Origin of the sequence: Rhizobium quercicola (genome assembly GCF_021168455.1) — a bacterium.
GTDB lineage: Bacteria > Pseudomonadota > Alphaproteobacteria > Rhizobiales > Rhizobiaceae > Ferranicluibacter > Ferranicluibacter quercicola.
The window spans coordinates 59,731-76,961 of record NZ_JAJOZR010000006.1 but is presented as its reverse complement, the minus strand read 5'-3'; the positions used below and the strand labels follow the sequence as shown (position 1 = coordinate 76,961).

The 17,231-nt window shown below is 64.9% G+C and carries 18 protein-coding genes; 7 read left to right on the top strand and 11 right to left on the bottom strand.

Features of this window, described 5'->3' with window-relative positions; translation table 11 throughout:
* Window positions 1–94 precede the first annotated feature (94 nt).
* Complete coding sequence (locus LRX75_RS10485; protein WP_231814128.1) at window positions 95–982, top strand: LysR family transcriptional regulator; 888 nt, start codon at window positions 95–97, stop codon at window positions 980–982.
* A gap of 80 nt (window positions 983–1,062) precedes the next feature.
* Here the strand turns inward: LRX75_RS10485 and LRX75_RS10480 are convergent, their stop codons facing one another.
* The gene (locus LRX75_RS10480; RefSeq protein ID WP_231814126.1) at window positions 1,063–1,464 is read right to left on the bottom strand and encodes a DUF1236 domain-containing protein; all 402 of its coding nucleotides are present in this window, start codon (window positions 1,462–1,464) and stop codon (window positions 1,063–1,065) included.
* Window positions 1,465–1,743: 279 nt separating this feature from the next.
* Between LRX75_RS10480 and LRX75_RS10475 the strand changes: the two genes are divergently transcribed.
* Both LRX75_RS10475 and LRX75_RS10470 read left to right on the top strand, forming a co-directional pair.
* On the top strand, window positions 1,744–3,567 hold the full coding sequence (locus LRX75_RS10475; RefSeq protein WP_231814124.1) for a CHASE4 domain-containing protein: 1,824 nt from the start codon (window positions 1,744–1,746) through the stop codon (window positions 3,565–3,567).
* Entirely contained in the window at window positions 3,564–5,450 is a 1,887-nt protein-coding gene (locus LRX75_RS10470; protein WP_231814122.1) for a putative bifunctional diguanylate cyclase/phosphodiesterase, read from the top strand. The genes LRX75_RS10475 and LRX75_RS10470 overlap by 4 nt, the downstream gene beginning before the upstream one ends.
* A 7-nt stretch (window positions 5,451–5,457) precedes the next feature.
* Here the strand turns inward: LRX75_RS10470 and LRX75_RS10465 are convergent, their stop codons facing one another.
* Entirely contained in the window at window positions 5,458–5,703 is a 246-nt protein-coding gene (locus LRX75_RS10465; RefSeq protein ID WP_231814120.1) for a hypothetical protein, read from the bottom strand.
* A 427-nt stretch (window positions 5,704–6,130) separates the two neighbouring features.
* On the opposite strand from LRX75_RS10465, the gene LRX75_RS10460 reads away from it, so the two are divergent.
* Window positions 6,131–7,543, top strand: coding sequence for a sensor histidine kinase (locus LRX75_RS10460; RefSeq protein WP_231814118.1), 1,413 nt, complete (start codon window positions 6,131–6,133; stop codon window positions 7,541–7,543).
* Window positions 7,540–8,190 carry a LuxR C-terminal-related transcriptional regulator gene (locus LRX75_RS10455; RefSeq protein ID WP_231814116.1) on the top strand — a complete coding sequence of 217 codons (651 nt, stop codon included), beginning with the start codon at window positions 7,540–7,542 and terminating at the stop codon, window positions 8,188–8,190. Before LRX75_RS10460 ends, LRX75_RS10455 begins: the two co-directional genes overlap by 4 nt.
* Before the next feature lie 42 nt (window positions 8,191–8,232).
* On the opposite strand, the gene LRX75_RS10450 is transcribed toward LRX75_RS10455, so the two are convergent.
* Window positions 8,233–8,697 carry a hypothetical protein gene (locus LRX75_RS10450; protein WP_231814114.1) on the bottom strand — a complete coding sequence of 155 codons (465 nt, stop codon included), beginning with the start codon at window positions 8,695–8,697 and terminating at the stop codon, window positions 8,233–8,235.
* Between the two features lie 380 nt (window positions 8,698–9,077).
* Here LRX75_RS10450 and LRX75_RS10445 point away from each other — a divergent pair, with 380 nt between their 5' ends.
* Both LRX75_RS10445 and LRX75_RS10440 read left to right on the top strand, forming a co-directional pair.
* Window positions 9,078–9,683 carry a BA14K family protein gene (locus tag LRX75_RS10445; RefSeq protein ID WP_231814113.1) on the top strand — a complete coding sequence of 202 codons (606 nt, stop codon included), beginning with the start codon at window positions 9,078–9,080 and terminating at the stop codon, window positions 9,681–9,683.
* Window positions 9,684–9,743: 60 nt separating this feature from the next.
* The gene (locus LRX75_RS10440) at window positions 9,744–10,148 is read left to right on the top strand and encodes a hypothetical protein (protein WP_231814112.1); all 405 of its coding nucleotides are present in this window, start codon (window positions 9,744–9,746) and stop codon (window positions 10,146–10,148) included.
* 288 nt (window positions 10,149–10,436) lie between these two features.
* Here LRX75_RS10440 and LRX75_RS10435 read toward each other — a convergent pair whose 3' ends face one another.
* From LRX75_RS10435 to LRX75_RS10400, 8 genes are all read right to left on the bottom strand, one after another.
* On the bottom strand, window positions 10,437–11,807 hold the full coding sequence (locus LRX75_RS10435) for an ISNCY family transposase (RefSeq protein WP_231814110.1): 1,371 nt from the start codon (window positions 11,805–11,807) through the stop codon (window positions 10,437–10,439).
* Between the two features lie 211 nt (window positions 11,808–12,018).
* The gene (locus LRX75_RS10430; RefSeq protein WP_231814108.1) at window positions 12,019–12,540 is read right to left on the bottom strand and encodes an RNase H family protein; all 522 of its coding nucleotides are present in this window, start codon (window positions 12,538–12,540) and stop codon (window positions 12,019–12,021) included.
* A 98-nt stretch (window positions 12,541–12,638) separates the two neighbouring features.
* Window positions 12,639–12,911 (bottom strand): hypothetical protein, encoded by a 273-nt coding sequence (locus tag LRX75_RS10425; protein WP_231814106.1) that lies wholly within the window; start codon window positions 12,909–12,911, stop codon window positions 12,639–12,641.
* A gap of 282 nt (window positions 12,912–13,193) precedes the next feature.
* Window positions 13,194–14,030, bottom strand: coding sequence for an ABC transporter substrate-binding protein (locus tag LRX75_RS10420; RefSeq protein WP_231814104.1), 837 nt, complete (start codon window positions 14,028–14,030; stop codon window positions 13,194–13,196).
* Window positions 14,031–14,071: 41 nt separating this feature from the next.
* Window positions 14,072–14,851: an amino acid ABC transporter ATP-binding protein gene (locus LRX75_RS10415; RefSeq protein ID WP_231814102.1), complete on the bottom strand. Its 780-nt coding sequence runs from the start codon at window positions 14,849–14,851 to the stop codon at window positions 14,072–14,074.
* Window positions 14,848–15,609 (bottom strand): amino acid ABC transporter permease, encoded by a 762-nt coding sequence (locus LRX75_RS10410; RefSeq protein ID WP_231814100.1) that lies wholly within the window; start codon window positions 15,607–15,609, stop codon window positions 14,848–14,850. Before LRX75_RS10410 ends, LRX75_RS10415 begins: the two co-directional genes overlap by 4 nt.
* Window positions 15,606–16,313, bottom strand: a complete 708-nt coding sequence (locus tag LRX75_RS10405) for an amino acid ABC transporter permease (protein ID WP_231814098.1) — start codon at window positions 16,311–16,313, stop codon at window positions 15,606–15,608. The genes LRX75_RS10410 and LRX75_RS10405 overlap by 4 nt, the downstream gene beginning before the upstream one ends.
* On the bottom strand, window positions 16,310–17,089 hold the full coding sequence (locus LRX75_RS10400) for an SDR family oxidoreductase (protein WP_231814096.1): 780 nt from the start codon (window positions 17,087–17,089) through the stop codon (window positions 16,310–16,312). Before LRX75_RS10400 ends, LRX75_RS10405 begins: the two co-directional genes overlap by 4 nt.
* Between the last annotated feature and the right edge of the window lie 142 nt (window positions 17,090–17,231).

Below are 17,231 nucleotides of genomic sequence, written 5' to 3'. Positions count from 1 at the left end.
CCGGCACGATAATCCGGATTCAGTTCCGGAATTAGCCGTTGCAATTCACATGGACTTATCGATGATGAACATCAATCGAGGGCATGGGAAGACGATGAAGCGCGAAGATCTCAACGATATGCTCTGGTTTCTCGCCGTTGCGGAGGAGCGGAGCTTTACCAAGGCGGCAGCCAAGCTCGGGACGTCGCAATCGACCATCAGCCACACGATCAAGAAGCTGGAGGCTCGGCTCGGACTGCGGCTCCTCACCCGCACGACGCGTAGCGTCGTACCGACGGAGGCCGGCGAGCGCCTGATCCGCGCGCTCGCGCCGCGCATCGAGGAGCTTGAGACCGAGATCGACCAGCTGATGGAAATCCGCGACACGCCGACAGGCTCCGTCCGCATCACCCTGTCCGACCATGCGCAGGAAAGCGTTGTCTGGCCGAAGCTCCGCCCGCTGCTGCGCGCCTATCCCGACATCAAGGTCGAGCTGAACAGCGACAACGGGTTCCGCAACATCGTGGAGGAGAAGTTCGATGCCGGCGTGCGGCTGGGCGAGAGTGTCGACAAGGACATGATCGCGGTTCGCATCGGCCCGGATTGGCGGCTGGTCGCCGTCGCATCGCCGGACTATCTTGCGACGCGCGCGATACCGAAGACACCGCAGGAGCTCGTCGGCCACGTCTGCATCAACCATCGGCAAGCCCGCGCCGGCGGCCTCTATGCCTGGGAATTCGAAAAGGACGGACGGGAGGTTCGGGTCCGCGTGGACGGACAGCTGACGTTCAACACCTCCTATGCCATGATCGATGCGGCGGTGGCGGGCTACGGCATCGCCTATGTCCCGGAAAGTCTGGTCACGTCCGAAATCGCCGCCGGCAGGCTCGTCCAGATCCTTCATGACTGGTGCCCGCTGTTTCCCGGCTATTACCTCTATTATCCGAGCCGCCGGCAGAACTCCCCGGCCTTCAAGATCGTCGTGGATGCCCTCAAGGCATGACGATGCGTGTCCGCGCGGAAGGCGAACGCGAAAAAGGCTCCCCTTGCGAGGAGCCTTTCCGTTTTTGTGTCGCGCGATGCTTACTGAACGATCTGGACGACCTGGCCCGTCTGCGGATCGACGATCAGGCGCTGCTGGTCGACGATGGCGTAGGAATAGGTCGGATCCTCGGGGATGGGCGTGAGGACGACCGTCTGCGGCACGCGCTTGCCGACCACGATCGGCTCTTCCACCACGACGCGCTGCGTCGGCATGGGCTGCTGGCGCACATAGGTCACCACGCGTTCCGGCGGCGGGTCGATCGCTGCGCCGGCGATGGCGCCGACGGCACCCCCGACCACGGCACCCACCGGACCACCGACGACGGCGCCCGTTGCCGCGCCGCCGGCAAGGCCGGTGACGGTGCCGCTGCCGTCAGCAAAAGCGGCCGTGGAGAAACCGAGCGACAGGACGGCGAAGGGAATGAGAAGAGCGGTTTTCATGGTTCTGATCCTTGTGTTGTGGTTCGGCAGGGAAAGGCTTTGCCGGCAGCATTGGTTCCTGCCCGGGACTTCAGTCCATGGATCCCGCCCGGCGCGTCGGACTTAAGTCGGACGCCGGCGAACCGACGTCGCGTCAGCTATTACCGAAGTAAAACAGTCACCTTTCGCAAACGAGACTGTGACGGGGTCAATATCTTTCGGTCCGGGCGAACGCATTAACCACCCTCTGCAACCGCGGCTTTACGAAGACAGTGTAAGCCTGTCCCGAGGGGATCTTTCATGCGTCTTGTCACCAAACTGAACGTTGCGCTTGTCGGCGTCGTCGCCGTTTCCGCCGTTCTCAACTTCGCCACGCTGCGGCTTGCCGTGCTGCCGAGCTTCTCGGCGCTCGAGGAGCAGGCGGCCGAGCGAAACCAGAGCCGCGTTCTGGAAGCCATCCAGCTGCAGAAGGACCAGGTCGCCAGCAGCGCGGGCGACTATGCCATCTGGGATGACACCTACGACTTCATGGCGGGCGTGGCGCCCGCTTACGAGGAAAAGAACGTCACGGCCGAGTCCCTGAAGACGCTCGGCGTCAATTATTTCGTCGCGATCGACGTTGCGGGCCGGGTGGTTCTCGACAGCGGCTTCGTCTTCGATGCCGACGAACCCCGGCCGCTCAAACTGCTGTCTGCCGACAGTCTGCCGCCCGACAGTCCGCTCCTGTCGCGCGCGCGGGATGTCGAGATCCGCTCGTCGCTGATCCAGACTCCGCAGGGGCTCGCCGTCATCGGCATCTCGCCCATCCTGCGCTCCGACAGGTCCGGCACGCAGACGGGGACGCTGGTGCTCGGCCGGCTCCTCGACATGGGCGCGATCCGGTCGGCGACCCGCGTCGATTTCGATCTTCTGGCGACCTCCACCTTCCCCACACGGCCGCTGGCGGTAAGCGGCAGGACGGTCGACAGGGTCGATCCGCTGCTCGGTCCGGATGGACGGGCGCTCGCCATGATCCGGTCGCACACGACGCGCGACATCACCGCACTCGGCGAAAAGACGATCCTGACGACGCTGCTCATGCTGCTTGCCGGCGCCACGATCCTGCTTCTCGCGCTGGGGGTCATCCTGCGCCATATCGTCATTCGCCGCATCGAGACGCTGCGCTCCCACCTCCTGTCCGTTGCGGCGACGGGTCATCTCGACGCGATGCCGGAGGACAGGAAGGGCGACGAGTTGAGCGAGACCGTGTTCTCCTTCAACGCAATGGCCGGGCAGCTTGACGAGCTTCGCGACAGATTGCGGCGGCAGGATTACGATCACGGCGCGGCGGACGAGGCGGCCGGCCTTCTCCACAATGTCCGCAACGCGCTCAGCCCCATCTCGGTCGCCGCCTGGGGTCTGGCGAAGGCGAATGCCGCGCCCTGGAAGCAGAACCTGACCAAGGCCCTCGACCAGCTGGCCGAGCCCGACCTTGCGCCGGACCGCGCGGCGAAGCTCCAGCAGTTCGTCGCCCTGTCATCCGCCCGGCTGATGGACGAGGACAGGGCCCGGCAGGAGGAGGTGGGGTCGCTCGTCGCCATGCTTCGCCATGTCGACGACATCCTGAAGGAGCAGGACCGTTCCGCCCAGCGCGACCGCGTGCTGGACGCGGTGGATATCGCGGCATCGCTGCGCAATGCGCTGCCGCTCATCGCGCACCGCCGCGGCATCGCGGTCGATGTCAGCGCGCTTTGCAGCCTCACCGCATTCGGCCACCGGGTTCCGCTCGAACAGGTGCTCGGCAATCTGGTCGTCAACGCGGCCGAGGCCATCGAGGCGTCCGGTTCGGGCGCGGGGCAGGTGCGGATCGCGGCGCGACGGATCGCGGACGCCGAGGGCACTGCCAGCATCGAGCTGACCGTGAGCGATGACGGCGTCGGCATCGATGCGGAAAACCGGGTCCGGCTGTTCGAAAAAGGCTTTACGACGAAAAGCGGCGGCAAGCGCGGCGTCGGGTTGCACTGGTGCGCGAATGCCGTGAACGCCATGGGCGGACGCCTGTCCGTCGAAAGCGAAGGGCCGCAACGGGGCGCGACCTTCCGGATCATCCTTCCCGCGGCCCTTTCGAAACGAGATGCGGCATGACGATACCGACCCACGAGACGCGCCGGATCCTGATCTGCGACGACGAGGCGGGCATTCTCGACGCCTACTGCCGGATCTTTTCCGACCTCGTCGCCCAGACGGCCGACGACGGCGCCAGCGACTACGACGCCCTGTCGGCCGATCTGTTCGGCGACGCGCCGGAACACGCGGCGGCCGTGATCGACGAGATCGTCACCTGCCGCCAGGGCGAGGAGGCGGTGGAGGCGGTGCGCGCGGCGAAAGCGGCCGGGAAGCCGTTCGGCGTCGTGTTCCTCGACGTGCGCATGCCGCCCGGCATCGACGGCGTGGAGGCCGCACGGCAGATCCGCGCCCTTGAACCGGTCATCAACATCGTCATCGTCACCGGCTATTCCGACCATCGGCCGACCGAGATCGCCTCCAAGGTGGGAACGGTGGACCGGCTCTTCTATCTGGTCAAACCGTTCGATGCGGACGAGGTGCGCCAGATGGCGACCACCCTCGTCAACCGCTGGACGAGCGACAGCCGCATCGCCGGCGAACTCGCCGCGCAGGTCGCCGCGCTGGAGACACTGAACGAGGCCCTGCGCGCCAGCGAAGCCTCCGCGCACGACGCCGCCCGGCGCGATCCCCTGACGCGCCTCCTCAACCGGACCGGCCTGCGGGAGCATTTCGACAGCGTCGACCGGCAGGCGCGGGACAATGGCGCCGGGGCCTCGCTCCTCTATCTGGATCTCGACCGCTTCAAGCGGGTCAACGACACCTACGGCCATGGGATCGGCGACCGGCTGATCTGCGAGGTCGCCCGGCGGCTGTCGAATGCCGTTGCGCAGGATGGTTTCGCCGCCCGCCTCGGGGGAGACGAGTTCGCCATCGTCTGCGGATCGCCGAGGCTCGACGCGGTGCTCGGCCGCATCCTCGCCATGGCGGACGAGCCCTTCCTCACGGATGGGCATGTGCTTCCGGTCAGCTTCTCCGTCGGCTATTCGCGAGGCGGGGACGAGGGCGGGGGCGGTATCGACCTGCAGGAGCACATGCGCCGGGCCGATGTCGCGCTCTACGTCGCCAAGGAGGCCGGTCGCGGCGTCGCGCGGCCCTTCGATCCGGATCTCGACCGGATCTTCCTGCGCGACCAGACGCTGGCCCGCGACCTGAAAGCGGCGATCGACGGCAATGGCCTCCGTCTCAGCTACCAGCCGCTGATGTGCATCGACGGGAAGCGGGTGACCGGCGTCGAAGCCTTGCTGCGCTGGGATCACGACGCCCACGGGCTCATCTCGCCCGAGATCTTCGTCACGATCGCGGAGAAGAACGGGCTGATGGGAGAGCTTGGCGAATGGGTCCTGAGACGGGCCTTCGAGGACGCCCGGGCGTGGCCCGAGGTGACCACCTCGATCAACCTGTCGGTGCTGCAGTTCGCAAAGCCGGATTTTGCCGAAACGGTGCTGAGGCTCGCGGGGGATATGCAGGTCGCGGCTGAAAAGGTCGAGTTCGAGATCACCGAAACGGCGATGACGAACGACATCGCCTCGCTTCTTGTGCAGGTGGAGATCCTGCGGGAAGCCGGCTTCCGGTTCGCGCTCGATGATTTCGGCAGCGGTTACGCGAGCATCGGCTATCTCTCGCGCCTCAACTTCCACAAGCTGAAGATCGACCGGTCCTTCGTCAGCGCCCTCTCGACAAAGCCCGACTCCGACCGGATGATCCGCTCGATCGTCAGCCTCGGCGCGGCCATGGGGCTGACCATCACCGCGGAAGGCGTGGAGGACGTGATCCAGCACGACATCCTCAAAGCCGTCGGCTGTCATCAGTTGCAGGGCTTTCTCTTCCACCGGCCCTGCTCGCGCAGCGAGGTGGAGGCGATCCTTCACCGCGAGACCCTTGCCCGAGAGGATGCCGCCTGACGCGGATCTACTTGCCGGCAGCGCCCTTGTCGGAACCGAGCTGGCCGGAAAAGGCGACCAGCGCGTCCGCGACGCCATAGTTCGGCGTGCCCTTCATGCTTTCCGAAAGGGCGAGCACATTCGCCTTGTAGTGGCCGCCCTTCAGCGTGCCCGCCTGCTCGAAGGTCGCGACCAGCGCCAGAAGCTGGGCCTCGTGAAGCAGGTGGAACTTCTCGATCTCGCGAAACGGGTCCTTTTTCTCATCCCTGGCCATGGTGCATCGACTTTCCGGTTCACTGGTTTCGACCCGGCCGAAGGATTTCCGCCGGGTTGAAGACATTCCGCCCCCTGCATACCCGTCTGCGGCAGGCCGCCGCCGGGGCGGCCTGCCGCAGGCCACGGCGCTCGCAAGGGGTTCAAGAGCGTCGTGTGATCGAAGCGATCGAGCGTGTCGGCGACGGACGAGAGGGCAATCCCGTCCGTGCATCGGTGCGATATGCCTCGACCCGCGCCTCTCAACCCGCACCCTGACGACCCGTTCCGGCGCTCAGACCTTTGCTCCCTGCCTCGGACTTAGGTCCGATATCGGCGTTTCCGACCGGTTTGCCCGCGCGCCCGGCTTGCGCTTGCCCTTCCGACGCCGCATTCCATGTAATCGCACAGTGACGATGCTGGTGGAGGCCGGCGGATCTCGAGGACCCATGCGCCTGCACATTCAGACAATGACGGACCGGTGGAATGCGCAGTCGCTCGCGCGGCAGTTCTTCGTCGCAGGCGGCGCGGTGGCGCTTCTGGCCATCGCGCTCGTCGGGGCGTTCGTCACGAACCTGATCGAAGCCACCGTGACGCGCAATTCGGCCGCGGCGACCGCGCTCTACGTGGATAGCATCATCGCGCCCATCCTGCCGGATCTGAAGACCGCGCTGGCGCTCGACGAGACCGTGGAGCGGGCTCTCGACGAGACGCTGAGCCAGGGCGCGCTCGGCCAGCGGTTGATCTCGTTCCGGCTCTGGCGACAGGACGGCACGGTCCTCTATTCCAACGACAAGGCGCTGATGGGCCGGCGCTTTGCGCCGAACGGCGATCTCCAGCGGGCATTCTCCGGCGAGATCGTCGCGCATTTCGACCACGCGGACGATGAGGAGAGCACGACGGAACGGGCGACGGGCAAGCGGCTGCTGGAGATCTACAATCCCGTGCTGCAGCCCTGGTCGGGCGAGATCGTCGCGGTCCTCGAATTCTACGAGGTGTCCAACGAGTTCGAAAACGACATTCGCAGCGCGCGCCTCGCCACCTGGGCGGCCGTCATTCTGGTGACCCTGCTGTTCTTCAGCGTCCTCTCCCTCATCGTCTTTCGCGGCAACCGGACGATCGAGCGGCAGCGTCTGGCGCTGGCCGACCGGATCGCGGAACTGTCGTCGCTTCTGGCACAGAACACGGCGTTGAGCGCGCGGGTGCAGCGCGCCGCGCAGCGCACCGCCGCGCTGAACGAGAATTTTCTGCGCCGCGTGGGCGCCGACCTGCATGACGGGCCGGCCCAGCTGGTGGCCTTCGCCGGCCTGCGGATCGACAGCGAGGTGCTGCTCGATCCCGCCGTGTCGCGCGCCCGCCGCGAACAGGAGATCACGGCGATCAAGGACAGCCTCGACGAGGCCATGCACGAAATCCGCAGCATCTGCACCGGCCTCGTCCTGCCCGATATCGAGGCGCTCGGCGTGGGGGAGGTGGTCGAGCGCGCCGTTCGCGCCTATCGCCAGCGCACGGGCGCGCGCGTGACGCTGGTGCAGGAGGTGTCCGGCGACCTGCCGGCACCGCCCACGGCCGTGCGCATCTGCGTCTACCGCTTCGTGCAGGAAACGCTGAACAACGGCTATCGGCACGCGCGGGCGGAAGGGCAGAGCGTCCGGCTGAGCGTGACGGGGCACACGCTCACCGTAGAGACGGCCGATACGGGGCCCGGCTTCGACGTGGCCGCGGTGCAGCCGAAGAGCCTGGGCCTCGCCGGCCTGCGCGAACGGATTGAAAGCCTCGGTGGACAGTTCAATATAAGCGCCACCCCGCAGGGCACCGTGGTCACGATGCGTCTCGGGCTGGAGGAGGGAGAACAGGCATGACGCAGACGATCAGCATCGCCGTGGTGGACGATCACCCCTTGTTTCGCGAGGGCGTGGCGCGCAGCCTGAACGAGATCGGCGGATTCCGCATCGTCGGCGAGGGGAGCAGCAGTGCCGATGCCGTGCGCCTGTCGCGGGAATGCGCGCCGGATGTCATGCTTCTCGACATCTCGCTGCCCGGCGGCGGTCTGGAGGCGATCGAACCGATCCTCGAGGACTGTCCCAAGCGCATTCTCATCATGCTGACGGTGTCGGAAAGTGCCGACGACCTGAAGACCGCCATCCAGCGCGGCGCCAGGGGCTATGTGCTGAAGGGCGTGGGGTCGCGCACGCTCGCCGATATCATCCGGACGGTCTTTGCCGGAGAAAGCTATATCGCGCCGGCCCTTTCCTTCAAACTGGTGGCCGACATGACGGAGGCGCATGCAAAGCCCGCCGACGAGACCGCGCTTGCGAGCCTGACGTCACGCGAGCAGGACGTGCTGAAGCTCGTGGCGTCCGGCCTCAGCAACAAGATGGTCGCTCGCGATCTGAACCTGCACGAAAAGACGATCAAGCACCACATGACGCGGATCTTCGTGAAGCTCAACGTGAAGAACCGCACCGAGGCGGCCCTGGCCATGCGGGACGCGAACCCGCCGCGATGACGCGATGAACCACCCGTCGCCCTGCCGCCTCGAAAGCTTGCGTCAGCGGATCGTCAGCCGCTTCAAGCGGTCGCGATCGGCACGCGTGGCGCGGCGATCGACGACGACCCGCCCCTGCGCGTCCCGCATCACGTAGCGCCCGCCGGTCAGTTGCTCCCGGAAGCCGTTCCGGTGCCGGACGCTCAGGGCCTGGGCATCCGCCGCCCCCTCGTCCGGCTTGGATGCGGCCGGCGCGTCGGAGGCCGCGCCGGCATTCCCGCCGCCCGTCGAACCGCCATTGCCGCGGCTGCCGCCATTGCCGTTGCCGTTGCCGTTGTTGCCGCCGCCATTGCCATTGCCGTTCCCACCGCCATTGCCGTTACCGTTACCGTTCCCGCCGCCACTGCCGTTCTTGGCAAAGGCCGATGCGGTCTCGAGGAGGGCGGCGTGATCGAGAACAAGGCGAACGGGCGCCATGGCCAGAAGGCCACCGAGCAGGCCTGCGAGAAACAGATTGCCGTTCATCATCTCCATCCGGATCCCGGGGGCGTCATCAGCACATGACACGATACGCACGGCCTGCCCGATCGGACTATGCCGACATGGCCGAACCCGATAACAGGGGTCCTCGATGAAAGCCCGGAGGCCGTCAAGGTTCCCGTCCGCGGCACGGCATCGAACCAAAGGCCGTCGTCCGCCGACAAAGGTCTGAGGGCAGGGAGACTGAAGTCCCGGCCGGGGAACCGGCGGAAATGACATCCGTTGCCTGTTCGAACATCCGGCATGACACGGCAGGCAGACGTTCGGCGGTCCCGGCGGGTTTCGGCGGCCCGGCGAACGGACCTGTCCGCCCACGATCCGAACGATCGGCATGCCGCAGGCCATCGCACAGCGCCAGGAGCCCCGCCATGAGAGCAACGACCGTCCTTCCCGCCTGTCTTTTCGGGGCATCGATCCTGGTCTGTTCGGGTTTCCTCAGCGCCTTCGCCCTGGTGTCGAAGCCCGCACCCCAGCATCTGTCCAACCTGCAGAGCCCCGATCTGTGGCCGGCCGACGTCCGGCGGGTGCGGGCGGCCGGGCAGGGCGGAACGCCGGCGATGACGGGCACGACGGCGGCCGCGCGCTCCGATGCGACAAGCCCGACGCCGACCCGCATCTCGCTCACGACGGAGGCGGAGCCCATCCCGGCGACCGAGGCGGAGGACAGCGCCGGCATCGCGGACCGCACGGCGCACGAAAGCTGGTGCAGGAGCCGATACCGTTCCTACCGGTCGTCCGACAACACCTACACATCCTATGGCGGAAGCCGGAAGGACTGCATCTCGCCCATGGCGGACCTCATTGCGGAGGCCAGCCTCGATGGCGGCGAACCGCAGGGACTTGCCGAGGCGGTGTCCGACGACGATGGCCGTGTTGCCCGCTGCCGCGCGCGATATGCCTCCTATCGCGCCTCCGACAACACCTATCAACCGTTCAGCGGTCCACGCCGGCTTTGCACGCTGGAGGGCTTCTGATCCGGCGGATTCAGTTTACGTTCATCTGGCAGGGGTCATATCGGCGTCGGAGAGACCGATATGACACAGACCTTCGACGATCAGAAACAGCCACGACAGCGCCGCCGGCCAGGGCTCAAGATTGCCGCCGGAAGCCTCGCGGCGTTCCTCGGCATGGGTTATGCGATGGGAACATTCGCCGCGCATGCGCCGACCGATGTCGGGATCGGCGCCCATTCCTGCGCATCCACGATCGAAATGCTGGGCGACGCCCATTTCGACCGCATCGTCACCGCATGGAGTTCGGGCTTCATCAGCGGCTCCAACGCGGAAGCGCTGGGCGAACCATCCCGCCAGCGCGACATCGCGGCCGTCTCGGAAGCGTCGATCCTGCGCCACGTGCGAACCTACTGCGCCGCCAACCCCACGGACACCCTGTCCTCCGCCGTCGAAGTCCTCTTCACCGGCCTCCCGGCACATCCGTAAGCGACGACCTGCCGCAAACCGCGCACGCATCGCGATCCATCCCATAGGCTCGTCTCCGCGTTCGCAAACGCCGGGGGGGTGTGACATTGCCACTTTGCAGAAACAGGACATTTCAACTTTGCGGCTACATCCTGTGGCGGCGGTGTTGAACTGTCCGCTGTTGTGCAAAGTCGAAATGTCCGAGAGGTCGCCAACCGGCCAGCCCCGATCCGAGCGGCTCATCCCGCTTGCAGGATCGGATCGGGGCGGGTGATAAGCACACCGCTTTGAGGTTGTTCGAACGAACATTCATTCCGCCGCAGGTCTTAACAGTGCTTTCTCCCGCCGGGCAATCACGGCCGGATCGTTCCTATCATCCGTGCGCTGACCGGGTTTGCGGCCTCTCGGCTGATAGCCATTCTTGTCACTGTTGGTTTTGACGACCGGCGGCACCTGCTGGTCCTGGCGCTCCTTCACATACGCAAGAACGTCACCCAGCAGCTTGTTCTCGGTGATCGCCGCATGCGTCACCCGCTGGTCCTTGTCGAACACCGTGTAGGGTAGGGAATGTCCCTTCCAGCGTACATCCAGCCGACCATCCGCGTACGCATAGGTTTCTACATAGCGACCGACCAGACCGCGCGTCATCTCCGTCTCCTCCAGCATGATCCGCTTGCGCTCGAACGAAAACGTCAGCTGCGATCCGACATAACGCTGCTCACGCTTGCACAGGATCTCGGTCAATCGGTCCGGCGCCAGGTTCATCGGCCGGTGCAGATCGTCGGATCGGGCAGGGACGACCGCAAACCGCGCGTTGTAATCCTCCATGAAGTCCGGCAAAAACACGTTGCCGGACTCCATGCTGTCGATCCCGGCAAGCCGGAGCTCCTTGACCAACCGGTCCTGCAACGTCCGGTTCATCCGCTCGACGCGGCCCTTGGCCTGGCTGGAATTTGCACAAAGAATCTCGATGTTCAGCTCACACAGCGCACGCCCGAACTGAGTCATGCCCTGGCCGCCTTTGGCATCTTGTCTCGCCACCCGAAACACCGAATGCTTGTCGGAATAAAAGGCGATCGGCGCACCGTGACGCTGGAGATAGAGCGCCAGCGCCTCGAAATAGGTAAAGGCACTTTCCGAACGCACGAAACGCAACTGCATCAATCTGCCGGTCGCATCGTCGACGAATACCAGAAGCGAGCACGCCGGTCCCCGATCCTCGAACCAGCGATGCTCCGACCCGTCGATCTGCACCAGCTCGCCATAGGCCTCACGTCGCAATCGCGGCCGATGAAACGTCCGGCGCTGCTTGCGCGACAGCCAGAGGCCGGCATCGACCATCCAGCCGCGCACGGTCTCTCGCGAGACATGCAGGCCATCGCGCTCGGTCAGCTTCTCGGTCGCCAGCGTCGGCCCGAAATCCGCATACCGCTCGCGTACCAGCGTCACCGCGTAATCCCGAACACCCTCACTGATCCGATTGTTCGACGGCCGGCCGATGGCCTTGTGCCGGATCGCTGCCGCGCCACCCGTCCGTATCCGCTCCAGCAGCCGGCGCACCTGCCGCTCGCTCAGATCCAGCACACGCGAAGCCGACACCATCGTCATGCCTCCGCCCATCACCTTCGACAAAACCTCGATCCGCTGCAGATCCCGCTCGCTCATCGCTATCAATCCCATCCGCTCGTCTCCGCGTTATCAAACACGGGGAGTGTGACATTCCAACTTTGCAGAAACAGGACACTTTAACTTTGCGGCTACACATCCGGATTGGATAAGGGATCTTATGGAACATCGATTACGAGAGGAGCAACTTCCGGACGATCCGGCTTGAGCCGCACCTTCGGCGAACCCCGCCCGAGGCCGAGCATCTGTTGCAGGCCAAGCGTCCTCATCCCTGCAAAGGATCACGGACGGATGCTTCCCGGACCGCTGGTGGGGATATAGCGCCGATTGCGGCGGCGCGCGCGATGGTGTCGGCCAGTTCGTTGCCGGCCACGCCGTCGTGACCTCGGCACCAATCGATCCGAATGAAGGGGTTCGAAAGCAGCAGGTGGTCGAGCTCCTGCCATAAGGCCGCGTCCGGTATCGGGCGTTTCCGCTTTTTCGGGTTCGGCTCGATACGGCGCCAGCCATTGTTTCTCCAGATCGTTCGGGAGATCTGGCATCCTCTGACCGTTTCGCGGGAGTCGGTCCAGATCGTGGACGGCGTGACGAGGCCCTCGGTCACGATCCAGTGCGCGGCTTTGACGACCGCCATCAGCTCGAAGCGGCTGTTCGATCCGCCGGCCGCACATCCGTGCTGTCGGTAGATGTCCTGCCCGTCTTCATAGGCGACGAATGCCCACCCTCCTCGTGAAGACTGCGGTCGGAACGACCCATCGGCGAAAACGTCCCTCAGATTGATCTCCATCGGACTGCAACCGAGACGCCATGCCGGCAGATGTGGCGTCGTGCGCAAGACAACCGTCCCGCGACGGCAAATCCGGCGCGCCCGTCATCGTGAGACGGCTATCCTCGGCCGTCAAGCGCCTCGACGACAGCCAACAGATAGTCCCGGCGCCGGCAGTCGCCCGCCAAGGTCGCTTCCGCCGCAAGCCCGTCGCGGATCCTGCCGACAAAGCTCGAATGATCGAAGACGTCAGACTGGACGTTCACGTCGACCTCCTCCACATAGTGCGACACCAGCTGTGCGAGATCGAGATTCTTGTCGGCTTCGTACATCAGCGCCAGGTGTCTTGCGAGCTCCGCCATCTGAACGTGCGGCCCAAGCGCTGTGGTCATCGATGTTTCCTTTTTACGTTTTCGTCTAAGCGCCGGCACGCGCCGGACGGAACCTCCTTGAGGTAGCAGGAAGATGGTGAGGCCGGGCCATCACGCCATCGATACCGGCGATAAAATTTCCGTTAGAGCAAGGTGACAGAGTGGCGTTAGAACGGCTTGACGCGACACGCGGCTCAAGCAGCGTGTCGCGTCGGCTTCATCGATGACCGCAAGACCCCTTCCACGACGCCAAAGGACGCACGGGGATTTCGAGATCCGCTTTCGAGATCCGGGGATCGGGCGTCAGGGGATCGGCTCGAACTTCAGTTCGCTCAAGGGGACGACCTTGTCGTTCCGGACGATCTTGTATTCCGTATCCGGGCCGAGCCACTTGTTCCAGATGTTGCCGAGTTCGCCGGACGTGTCGAGCTTGCGCAGCACCTCGTTGATCTTGGCCGTCAGGGCCGGCTGGTCCTTCTGCATGCCGATGCCGATCGGCTGGAAGATCATCGGATCCGGGATCATCCGCATCTTCTTGCCCTGCGTCTGGGACTGGTTGACGAACTTCGTCGTCGTCATCGTGTTGGCGACCATGCCGCGGGCCTTGCCCTGCTGGACGGCGAGGTAGGCCGATGCCGTGTCCTGGAAGGTCAGCGGCGTGGACTTGTTGAGCTTGATCGACATTTCCGAGGTCGAGCCCTTGGTGGACGCGATGCGCTGGCCTTCGAAGTCGGCCTTGGTCTTGCCCGGATCCTCCTCCGGAACGATCAGCATTTCCTTGGCGAGATAGTAGGGATCGCTGAACTGGATCTGCTCGGCGCGGCTGAGCGTGTAGGCAAGATTGGCGACGGTGATGTCGACGCGGCCGAGCTTGACCTCCGGCACGCGCGCCTCAACCGACACGGGCTTCACCTCGGCCTTGACGCCGAGCTCCTTGGCGATGGCATTGCAGAGATCGACGTCGAAGCCGGCCATTTCGCGGGTCTTCGGGTCGGGGGATGCGAACGGCGGAACGTCGGCGAAGGTCGCGCACCGCAGGGTCTTTGCCGACAGGATATCGGCGAGCTGATCGGCCTTTGCCGGTGCGGCAAGCGCGGTCGCCGCCAGAACGAGGCCGAGGGTGATGCGTGTCAGGGTCATGCTGTTCTCCTTTGTTATTATGGGTCGAAGATAGACGTCCATCAGTGCCGCAGGTCGGCAAGGAAGCGCTGGGCGCGCGGATGGCGGGGATGGGTGAAGAATTCTTCGGGCGTCGCCTTCTCGATGATCTCGCCGGCATCGATGAACCAGATCCGGTCGGCGACATCGCGCGCAAAGCCCATCTCGTGGGTGACGCAGAGCATGGTCATGCCGTCCTTGGCGAGGCCCTTCATGACGGCGAGCACCTCGCCGACCATCTCGGGATCGAGCGCGCTGGTCGGCTCGTCGAAGAGCATCACCGGGGGCTCCATGGCCAAAGCGCGGGCGATGGCGACGCGCTGTTGCTGTCCGCCGGAAAGCTGGCCCGGATAGGCACTGGCCTTGTCGGCCAGGCCGACGCGGTCGAGCAGCAGCAGGGCCTTGTCGTAGGCGACGTCGCGGGCAACACCCTTCACCCGGATCGGCGACATCGAGACGTTGTCGACCACGGAGAGATGCGGAAAGAGGTTGAAGCTCTGGAAGACGAAGCCGATGCGGCTGCGCAGGCGGTTCAGGTCCCGCGTCTTCATTGGCGCGTGGATGTTCTGGCCGTCGAAGGTGATCGTGCCGCGGTCGATCTCCTCCAGCCGGTTGATCGTGCGGATCAGCGTTGATTTGCCGGAGCCCGAAGGGCCGCAGATGACGACGACCTCGCCCCGCGCCACCTCGGCGTCGATGCCCTTGAGCACCTGATAGGTTCCGTAGGTCTTGGAGACGCCGGCGATCCGGATGGCCGTCGGATCCTGTCCATCGTGAGGGACTGTCTGATCGAGGCTTGTCATGGCTGCTCCGTTGCGATTTTGACCGGCGCCGCAACCACGGCGGCGGTGCCGCCTGCCGTGAGGCCGGCACGCCTGCGGGTGATGCGGCGTTCGAGACGATGGGTGGCGTGGGTCAGGCTCCAGCAGATCACGTAGTAGATCACGGCCAGAATGAGGAAGACCTGGAAGGGCTGCGTCAGCAGCTGGTTGTTCACCTGGCTCGCCGCAAAGGTGAGGTCGGGAACGTTGATGACATAGCCGAGCGTCGTATCCTTGATGGTGGACACGAAGGTGGAGAGGATGCTCGGAATCATATTGTAGAGCGCCTGCGGCAGAATGACGAAGCGCATCGCCCCGAGATAGCTGTGACCGAGCGCCTTCGCCGCATCCATCTGCCCGTGGCTGAGAGCGACGATGCCGCCGCGCACGACCTCGCTGAGAAAGGCGCCCTGATAGATGACGAGCGTCGTCAGCATGGTGACGAAGCTCGGCACGTCGGCACCCGTCAGGAGCGGAACGAGAAAATAGCTCCAGAGGATCAGCATGAGCAGCGGCACGCCGCGTGTGACATAGACCAGCACCGTGACCGGCCAGCGCAGCAGCCGCCATTTCGACAGCCGCGCGAGCGCCAGGAGAATGCTGACGGGAAAGGCGAGCGCGATGCTGAGCGCCGACAGGATCAGCGTGTTGGCGAGACCGCCGAGCGGACCATTGGGATACTGGCCGATCAGCAGCAGCAGCCAGTAGTCCTGAAAGATCGTGACGATATCGGAGATCATGGCCGCGCCCTCCGCGAGACGTCGGTGCGCAGGGTGATCACGGCGCCGGCCGCCATGATCAGCAGGGTAAAGGCGAGGTAGAGCACGGTTCCGATCACGTAGATCTCGAAGGTGCGGAAACTCAGGTTCTCGACCTCTTTTACCGCATGCGTCAGCTCGGACGCGCCGATGACGATGCCGAGGCTGCTGTTCTTGAACAGGGAAACGCTGTGGTTGATGAGCGGCGGCAGGGCGTTGCGAACCCCCTGCGGCATCAGCACGTAACGCATGGCCGAGAGATAGCCGTGGCCGAGAGCCCGCGCCGCCTCCATCTGCCCGGGGCCGACGGAGCGAAGGCCGGAGCGCAGATCCTCGCTGAAATAGGCCGCCTGGCAGAGGCCGAGCCCCACCACGGCGAAGATCGCCTCGGCATTGTGGTTCGACAGCCAGAAGGTCAGCGCGTCCGGCAGCAGCGTGAAGATGCCGAAATACCAGAGCATCAGCTGCACCAGCGTCGGCACGTTGCGGTGATAGGAGACGTAGGCCGAAACGAAGCCATTGCCGAAGCGGCCGGGTGAAAAGCGCAGCGCCAGCAGCAGCACGGCGAGCGTCATTGCCAGCACCCAGGAGCCGATGGCGATGACGAAGGTCATCTCGATGCCTTCGATCAGCATCGCGACATAGTCCGGATTGGACAGGATCGCCGTGATGTCGAACCCGCTCACGGCGTCTGGTCCGGCGCCGGCGCCCTGGGGCGCACCGTTTCCGGGCGCGCGGTCTGCAGGCCACCCATGACCTGAAGCGTCGGCGTGATTTCCATATGGCCGATATTGACGGCGATAGGGGCTGCGATGGCAAAGGCGATGGCCTCGGCGACATCGGCGGCTTCCGGCAGTTCGAAGCCGTCGATGAAACGTTCGCGGATGGACGGGTCGTCGCCGTGCACATGGGTGAAGATATCGGTCGCCACACGGCCGGGGCAGATCTCGGTCACCCTCACCCGCTTGCCGAACGCATCGATGCGCAGCTGGTTGGACAGCATGCTCACCCCGGCCTTCGTCGCGTGGTAGGAGGAATTTCCGCCGAAATTGTAGGCGCCCGCGATGGAGGAGATGTTGATCACGTGGCCGTTGTCGCGCGCCACCATGCCCGGCACGACCATGCGGCAAAGGTGCAGGACGGCGCGCAGGTTGACGTCGACGAGGAGATCGATGTCGGCTTCGTCGGCCTCCAGAAATTTCTTCGGCCGGTCGACGCCGGCATTGTTGACGAGGATGTCGAAGTCGGTTCCGGCGGTCAGCCGGGCCAGCGCCGCGCGGTCCGTGACGTCGATGACATGGGGGATGCAGCCCGTCTTCGCGGCCAGCGCCTCCAGCGGCGCGGCACTGCGCGCCAGCGCATGCACCTCGATATTCTCGCGGCGAAGGCGCTCCACCACGGCAGCACCGATTCCGGACGAGGCGCCGGTGACGAGGGCTGTCCTGTAGTCGGAAAATGACATGCTTGTTCCCCTTCACCGTGTGTTTGTTGCACAGTACCGGAACTGTCCGGACCTGAATAAGACCGATTATCTCTGGAGCAATAAGCAAGCCTTATGGTGATCATAAAATAGGCAGCCGCTCGCGCAAACGCTTGGAAATACA

What these genes read in the sequence shown, in the direction of transcription:
- LRX75_RS10485 (WP_231814128.1), top strand. Translation starts at nt 95, where the DNA reads ATGAAGCGCGAAGATCTCAACGATATGCTCTGGTTTCTCGCCGTTGCG.
- LRX75_RS10480 (WP_231814126.1), bottom strand. Translation starts at nt 1,464, where the DNA reads ATGAAAACCGCTCTTCTCATTCCCTTCGCCGTCCTGTCGCTCGGTTTC.
- LRX75_RS10475 (WP_231814124.1), top strand. Translation starts at nt 1,744, where the DNA reads ATGCGTCTTGTCACCAAACTGAACGTTGCGCTTGTCGGCGTCGTCGCC.
- LRX75_RS10470 (WP_231814122.1), top strand. Translation starts at nt 3,564, where the DNA reads ATGACGATACCGACCCACGAGACGCGCCGGATCCTGATCTGCGACGAC.
- LRX75_RS10465 (WP_231814120.1), bottom strand. Translation starts at nt 5,703, where the DNA reads ATGGCCAGGGATGAGAAAAAGGACCCGTTTCGCGAGATCGAGAAGTTC.
- LRX75_RS10460 (WP_231814118.1), top strand. Translation starts at nt 6,131, where the DNA reads ATGCGCCTGCACATTCAGACAATGACGGACCGGTGGAATGCGCAGTCG.
- LRX75_RS10455 (WP_231814116.1), top strand. Translation starts at nt 7,540, where the DNA reads ATGACGCAGACGATCAGCATCGCCGTGGTGGACGATCACCCCTTGTTT.
- LRX75_RS10450 (WP_231814114.1), bottom strand. Translation starts at nt 8,697, where the DNA reads ATGATGAACGGCAATCTGTTTCTCGCAGGCCTGCTCGGTGGCCTTCTG.
- LRX75_RS10445 (WP_231814113.1), top strand. Translation starts at nt 9,078, where the DNA reads ATGAGAGCAACGACCGTCCTTCCCGCCTGTCTTTTCGGGGCATCGATC.
- LRX75_RS10440 (WP_231814112.1), top strand. Translation starts at nt 9,744, where the DNA reads ATGACACAGACCTTCGACGATCAGAAACAGCCACGACAGCGCCGCCGG.
- LRX75_RS10435 (WP_231814110.1), bottom strand. Translation starts at nt 11,807, where the DNA reads ATGGGATTGATAGCGATGAGCGAGCGGGATCTGCAGCGGATCGAGGTT.
- LRX75_RS10430 (WP_231814108.1), bottom strand. Translation starts at nt 12,540, where the DNA reads ATGGAGATCAATCTGAGGGACGTTTTCGCCGATGGGTCGTTCCGACCG.
- LRX75_RS10425 (WP_231814106.1), bottom strand. Translation starts at nt 12,911, where the DNA reads ATGACCACAGCGCTTGGGCCGCACGTTCAGATGGCGGAGCTCGCAAGA.
- LRX75_RS10420 (WP_231814104.1), bottom strand. Translation starts at nt 14,030, where the DNA reads ATGACCCTGACACGCATCACCCTCGGCCTCGTTCTGGCGGCGACCGCG.
- LRX75_RS10415 (WP_231814102.1), bottom strand. Translation starts at nt 14,851, where the DNA reads ATGACAAGCCTCGATCAGACAGTCCCTCACGATGGACAGGATCCGACG.
- LRX75_RS10410 (WP_231814100.1), bottom strand. Translation starts at nt 15,609, where the DNA reads ATGATCTCCGATATCGTCACGATCTTTCAGGACTACTGGCTGCTGCTG.
- LRX75_RS10400 (WP_231814096.1), bottom strand. Translation starts at nt 17,089, where the DNA reads ATGTCATTTTCCGACTACAGGACAGCCCTCGTCACCGGCGCCTCGTCC.